Annotated in this window: 6 protein-coding genes; 3 read left to right on the forward strand and 3 right to left on the reverse strand. The window is 67.9% G+C overall.

Annotation, left to right across the window (positions count from 1 at the left end; all coding sequences use genetic code 11):
• Positions 1 to 21: 21 nt before the first annotated feature.
• From LCL87_RS06675 to hsaA, 3 genes are all read right to left on the reverse strand, one after another.
• Positions 22 to 1,185, reverse strand: a complete 1,164-nt coding sequence (locus LCL87_RS06675; RefSeq protein ID WP_225017955.1) for a steroid 3-ketoacyl-CoA thiolase — start codon at positions 1,183 to 1,185, stop codon at positions 22 to 24.
• A 297-nt stretch (positions 1,186 to 1,482) separates the two neighbouring features.
• A complete protein-coding gene (locus LCL87_RS06680; RefSeq protein ID WP_225017957.1) occupies positions 1,483 to 2,118 on the reverse strand; it encodes a TetR/AcrR family transcriptional regulator in 636 nt (211 codons plus the stop codon).
• Between the two features lie 216 nt (positions 2,119 to 2,334).
• Positions 2,335 to 3,501: a 3-hydroxy-9,10-secoandrosta-1,3,5(10)-triene-9,17-dione monooxygenase oxygenase subunit gene (gene hsaA, locus LCL87_RS06685; protein WP_225017959.1), complete on the reverse strand. Its 1,167-nt coding sequence runs from the start codon at positions 3,499 to 3,501 to the stop codon at positions 2,335 to 2,337.
• 309 nt (positions 3,502 to 3,810) lie between these two features.
• Between hsaA and LCL87_RS06690 the strand changes: the two genes are divergently transcribed.
• From LCL87_RS06690 to LCL87_RS06700, 3 genes are read left to right on the forward strand one after another with little or no spacing between them, the layout of a single operon-like run.
• Entirely contained in the window at positions 3,811 to 4,968 is a 1,158-nt protein-coding gene (locus LCL87_RS06690) for a 3-ketosteroid-9-alpha-monooxygenase, oxygenase component (RefSeq protein ID WP_225017961.1), read from the forward strand.
• Positions 4,969 to 4,984: 16 nt separating this feature from the next.
• The gene (locus tag LCL87_RS06695; RefSeq protein WP_510850702.1) at positions 4,985 to 5,212 is read left to right on the forward strand and encodes a hypothetical protein; all 228 of its coding nucleotides are present in this window, start codon (positions 4,985 to 4,987) and stop codon (positions 5,210 to 5,212) included.
• A 28-nt stretch (positions 5,213 to 5,240) separates the two neighbouring features.
• Positions 5,241 to 6,029 (forward strand): SDR family NAD(P)-dependent oxidoreductase, encoded by a 789-nt coding sequence (locus LCL87_RS06700; protein WP_225017965.1) that lies wholly within the window; start codon positions 5,241 to 5,243, stop codon positions 6,027 to 6,029.
• The last annotated feature ends 58 nt before the right edge of the window (positions 6,030 to 6,087 follow it).

Genomic DNA, 6,087 nt, shown 5'->3' on the forward strand with positions numbered 1-6,087 from the left:
TGAAGCTCTATGAAATCGGTGTCAGATGCGCTCGATGACGGTGGCGGTGGACAGCGCACCGCCCGCGCACATCGTGATCAGCGCGGTAGAGCGGTCCGAGCGCTCGAGCTCGTGCAGCGCCGTCGTGATCAGGCGCGAGCCGGTGGAGCCGACGGGATGGCCGAGCGCGATCGCGCCGCCGTTGACGTTGACCTTGCTCATGTCGGCCTCGAGCACCTGCGCCCACGACAGCACGACAGCCGCGAAGGCTTCGTTGATCTCGACGATGTCGATGTCGTCCAGCGACATTCCGGCCTTGGCCAGCACGTGGCGGGTGGAGTCGATGGGGCCGTCGAGGTGGTAGAACGGGTCGGAGCCGACCATGCCCGAGGACACGATCCGGGCACGCGGACGCAGGCCCAGAGCCTTCGCCTTGTCCTCGCTCATCAGCATCACGGCTGCGGCGCCGTCGCTGATCTGCGACGACGAACCGGCGGTGTGGACGCCACCGTCCATGACCGGCTTGAGCGCGGCCAGGCCCTCCGCAGTGGTCTCGCGCAGGCCGCCGTCGCGCGTCACGGTCGCAATCTCACCGGTGAGCTCGCCTTCCTTCGTCACGACGGGTGCCTCGACCGGCACGATCTCGCGATCGAAGCGGCCCTCGGCCCACGCCTGCGCGGCGCGGCGCTGCGACTCGAGGCCGAATGCATCGGTGTCACCGCGCTTGATGCCGCGGTTCGCCGCAATGCGCTCGGCCGAGGTGAACTGGTCGCCCAGATCCACCGTCCAGTCGTCCGGGTACGGAATGCCGGTGCCCGGCGCGAGCGCCTGACCGAGGAACACCCGGCTCATCGACTCGACACCGCACGCGATGCCCGCATCGATCTGGCCCGACGCGATCAGACCCGCCACCATGTGCACGGCCTGCTGCGACGACCCGCACGCGCAGTCGATCGTCGTCGCGGCCGTGGTGTACGGCAGGCCCGCATGCAGCCACGCGTTGCGCGCGACGTTGTTGGACTGCTCGCCGGCCTGCGTCACGACACCGCCGACGATCTGACCGATCTCCTCGGGGGCGACACCGGCTCGCTCGAGCACGCCGCGCTGGGCGGCGCCGAGCAGGGTGGCCGGATGCAGGCCCGCGAGCGCGCCGCGACGGCGGCCGATCGGGGTGCGGGCGGCCTCGACGATGACGACGTTGGTCATGGTGCGCTCCTCTGAAGTACTGCGAATACGTGCGAAATCAGACGAGTCGGCCCCGGAACCGGGACTGCAACTCGTTCATTTTTGGAATGTATTCTACTTTCGCGGTCAGGGCAATGGGTGCGCGAGAACAGGACCACACCCTCGGCAAACAGTGCCCCGCGACACGTTCAGTTCAAACAGTTAGCCGTTTACGCCGGGCTGGCCGAGCCCGCGGCCACCATCGGTCGACCCATCCCGCCACAGACAACTCCGGCCCCGCAGGCAACCTGCAGGGGCCGGAATTAGAATTCATTTCAGTTACGCCGTCTCCATCGGCGGCAACTGCGCGTTCGACAGATCCGCCAGCAACAGCCGGCACGCCGTGCGGAGGTCCTCCTCCGCATCCGGAACCGAGATCCGGCCGTTGAGGCACGACTGGATGATCCCGAACCACGCCGATACCAGTAAACGAACCAGCACCGAATCGTTCTCCGTCACCTGCTCGAGCCCCGCGGCCTCGAACAGCACGTCGCGGAACTGCCGGTCCACGCGGGCCACGTCCGGGATCGTGGTGACCTTGGCCGTGCTCGTCGACTGGATCATCGCGTTCGCCAGCAGGGGTCGGCGCAGCAACGCCCGCGTGGCCCGCAACAGGGTCTCGAAGATCTCGTCCTGCGGGGTCGGCGCCGGTTGCGCGCGGCGCGCGAAACCTTCGCTCATCTGGTCGATCTGGTCGACCATCACCGCGACGAACAGGTGCGTCTTCGACGGGAAGTAGCGGTAGAGGGTTCCGATAGCGACGCCGGCGAGCTTGGCTACCTCGTGCATCTGGACGCGTTCGAGGTCCTTCTCGGCGCCCAACTGGGCGGCGGCATCGAGCATGCGGGTGAACCGCGCGCGCTGCTCCGCCGAACTCGGCTCGGCTGCGTCCCGTGCCTCGGCCACTCTCGGCACCGTCGACCCCCTACCTCGTTCTCGTCCTCGCACCGTGTGCCGCGGGGCGGCGCACACTTCGAATGCTTCCAGCTGACACCGTCCGCGCGCAGCGCTTCCGGTCAGTGGGAATCACGGCGCCCACGTGGCCGCCGATCGAGTTCACATCGAACCCGAAATCGAGGACGGACACAACCATGCCGACCCGGCAAGTGGGAGCACCGACAGCCTCCGCCCCTAAACCAGGTTGTCCTCGACCGGCAGACCGAAGGCTCCCCGGCCGTACATTGCGAGGGCCCGCGCGGCATCGTTGGCGACGTGGACGCTGCCGGCGTGTGCGTCGCGCCACGCCCGTTCGATCGGGTTGCCGCGGGTCAGCGAGTTGCCGCCCGCGGTCTTGAAGAGCACGTCGATCGCCTCGAGGGCCCGCTCCGTGCCGCGCACCTGATCCCGCCGCACGCGCAGCCGCATGCTCATCGGCAGCGGCTGGCCGGCCTCGGCCAGCTCCAGCAGTTCCCGGATGTTGCGGTCCATCTGCAGGATCGCCGCGTCGATCTCCGACGACGCCCGCGCAACCGCGATCTGCGCCGACTGGTCCTCCGCGAACCGGCCGCCGCCGAGACTGAGCCGGACCCGGTCCCGCATGGCCGACAGATAGGTCTCGTAGCACCCCGCGACCGTCCCGATGACGGGCGCAGCGACGGTGCTGGTGAAGATCGCCGCGAACGGGAGCTTGAACAGCGGCGCGGGGTTCACCTTGTGTCCGGGCCCGCGCAGCTGCGCCGCCTCGTAGTTGCGGATAGTCCGGTACTCGGGGACGAACGCCCGCTCGACGGTGATCTCGTTGCTCGCGGTCCCGCGCAGTCCGACGACGTCCCACACATCCTTGATCCGGTAGTCGGTGCGCGGCACCAGCACGGTCATGAAGTCCACCGGCCGCCCCTCGGCACCCACCACGAGCCCGCCGAGCAACGCCCACGACGCGTGGTCGCAGCCCGACGAGAACCGCCAGCTGCCCGACAGTTCGTAGCCGCCCTCCACCGGAACGAGTTCCCCCACGGGCGCATACGCCGACGAAACGAGCGTCGAGGTGTCCTGCCCCCACACCTCGTCCTGGACCTTGACGTCGAACAACGCGAGATGCCACGGGTGCACCCCCAGCACCGACGTGACCCACCCGGTGGAACCGCACACGCCCGAGATCGCGCGGACCACCTCGTAGAAGTCGACCGGGCTGGTCTCGAGACCGCCGTAGCGCGCGGGCTGCAGCATCCGGAAGACACCGGCCGCCGTCAGGTCCCGGATCGTCTGGTCGGAGACGCGACGGGACTCGTCGACCGTCTGCGCGCGCTCGGCGATGGCGGGTAACAGTTCGCGGACCGACCGCAGGACCTCGTTGGGCATGTGGGTGCTCCTCCACGACCCCGACCGGGGTCACATGTAGGGACAGGGGGGTACCCGCATGGTAGGGCGGGGCGGCCGCGGACCGGCCGCCGGGCGGGTCCGCGGGCCCGCTCGAGGCCGTCGGAAATTCCGTCCGCGGCACGGTCCCGGCCAGTGGGACTGCCGGAAACCGGGTGATAGGTGTCACCTAGCGTGGCCGTCAATGCCACAGGTGCATCCTCCCCACGGAGGGCCCGCATCCGCGGCCAGCGCTCGACATTCGAAGCGCGTCCGAACTCGAAAACTGCTTTCCCTGAAAGGACGGACGAAGTGACGCTCAATCAGTCCGATGAAACCGAAGTCCGCGAGATCGTCGCCGGTGCAGCCCCCACCCGATTCGCCCGCGGCTGGCACTGCCTCGGCCTGTCGGAGTCCTTCAAGGACGGAAAGCCGCACTCGGTCCACGCCTTCGGCACCAAGCTGGTCGTGTTCGCCGACAGCAAGGGCGACGTCCAGGTCCTCGACGCGTACTGCCGTCACATGGGTGGCGATCTGAGCCAGGGCGAGATCAAGGGCGACTCGGTCGCGTGTCCGTTCCACGACTGGCGCTGGAACGGCAAGGGTCGCTGCACGGACATCCCCTACGCCCGCCGCGTTCCCCCGGTCGCCAAGACCCGCGCCTGGCCGACGCTGGACCAGGACGGCATGCTGTTCATCTGGCACGACCCCGAGGGCAAGGCGCCGTCCGACGAGGACATGTACATCCCGCGCATCGAGGGCGCGCTGAGCGACGAGTGGACCGAGTGGGTCTGGTACACCACCGAGGTCGACACCAACTGCCGCGAGATCGTCGACAACATCGTCGACATGGCGCACTTCTTCTACGTGCACTACTCGTTCCCCACGTTCTTCAAGAACGTGTTCGAGGGCCCGGTCGCCAGCCAGTTCATGCGCGGCGAGGCCCGCACCGACATGCGTCCGCACGCGGCCGGCGTCCCGAAGATGCTCGGCAGCCGTTCCGACGCGTCGTACTTCGGTCCGTCGTTCATGATCGACGACCTGGCCTACGAGTACGAGGGCTACGACGTCGAGTCGATCCTCATCAACTGCCACTACCCGGTCAGCCCGGACAAGTTCGTGCTCATGTACGGCATGATCGTCAAGAAGTCGCCCGTCCTCGGTGACAACGCGCTCGCGACCGCGCAGAAGTTCGGCGAGTTCATCGCCAAGGGCTTCGAGCAGGACATCGCGATCTGGAAGAACAAGACCCGCATCGAGAACCCGCTCCTGTGCGAGGAGGACGGTCCGGTCTACCAGCTGCGCCGCTGGTACGACCAGTTCTACGTCGATCGCGCCGACATCACCTCGGACATGACCGACCGCTTCGAGCACGAGATGGACACCACCAAGGCCGTCGCGTCGTGGCGTCGCGTCGTGGAGGACAACCTCGAGCAGAAGGCGCGTGAGAATGCAGCCGCTGGAGTGTGATCGCTGTGGGGCCTGCGTGCAGGTCCAGAAGCACAGCTGGGAACACACCGCCGTGCAGTGGAACGAGACGGCACAGGAGAAGTGCCTCGAGATCCACGAGTGGGTGGGCCGCGAAGGCCGCCCCGGCGCACCGGTGATGCGGTGCGAGGCGTTGAGCGCGACGATCCAGGTCGCCGCGCTCGACGGCCGTCTCGCGATCACCAACGAGGAGCCCGTCCCGACCCCGCAGGTCGCCGACCACTGAGTCGCACCACAGACGAGGAAGACTTTTCATGATCGACAAGAACCAGTACGGCCCCTGGGCCGTCATCGCGGGCGGCTCCGAGGGCGTCGGCGCAGCCTTCGCCGACGAGCTCAGCCGCGCCGGCCTCAACCTCGTGCTCATCGCCCGCAAGCCGGGCCCGCTCGAGGAGACCGCCGACAAGGTCCGCGCGAACGGCGTCGAGGTCCGCACGCTGTCGCTGGATCTGCTGGCCGACGACGCCATGGACCAGATCCGCAAGGTGACCGACGACCTCGAGGTCGGCCTGCTCATCTTCAACGCCGGCGCCAACAGCTACGGCCACGAGTTCGTGACGGGTGACCTGAACGGATTCAACGGGGTCATCAACCTCAACATCACCAAGCAGCTCGAGCTGTCGCACCACTTCGGCGCGAAGATGAAGGACCGCGGACGCGGCGGCATCATGCTGCTCGGCTCGCTGGCCGGCTACATGGGCTCCGAGCACCAGAGCATCTACGCGTCGGCCAAGGCGTTCAGCCGGGTCTTCGCGGAGAGCCTGTGGCTCGAGCTCGAGCCGTACAACGTCCACGTCGTGGAGCTGATCCTGGGTGTCACCCGCACGCCCGCGATGGTGCGCGCCGGACTCAACTTCGACATCCCGGGCATGATCGTCCAGGAGCCCGAGGACGCGGCGCGCGAGGGCCTCGAGCACCTCACCGACGGCCCCGTCTGGGTCGCCGGCGGCAACTACGCGGCCGCCGAGAAGCGCAGCGGCTTCCCCCGCGACAAGATGGTCAAGGGTGCGGCCGAGGCGATGCGCAAGCTGCTGAACCGCTAGAACTTCAGATCGACAGACTGTGGCTGCGACCGAAAGGTCGCAGCCACAGTCGTATTCG

The organism is Prescottella equi (genome assembly GCF_020171745.1).
In the GTDB taxonomy this organism is placed as follows: domain Bacteria; phylum Actinomycetota; class Actinomycetes; order Mycobacteriales; family Mycobacteriaceae; genus Prescottella; species Prescottella equi_A.

What these genes read in the sequence shown, in the direction of transcription:
- LCL87_RS06675 (WP_225017955.1), bottom strand. Translation starts at nt 1,185, where the DNA reads ATGACCAACGTCGTCATCGTCGAGGCCGCCCGCACCCCGATCGGCCGC.
- hsaA (WP_225017959.1), bottom strand. Translation starts at nt 3,501, where the DNA reads ATGCCCAACGAGGTCCTGCGGTCGGTCCGCGAACTGTTACCCGCCATC.
- LCL87_RS06700 (WP_225017965.1), top strand. Translation starts at nt 5,241, where the DNA reads ATGATCGACAAGAACCAGTACGGCCCCTGGGCCGTCATCGCGGGCGGC.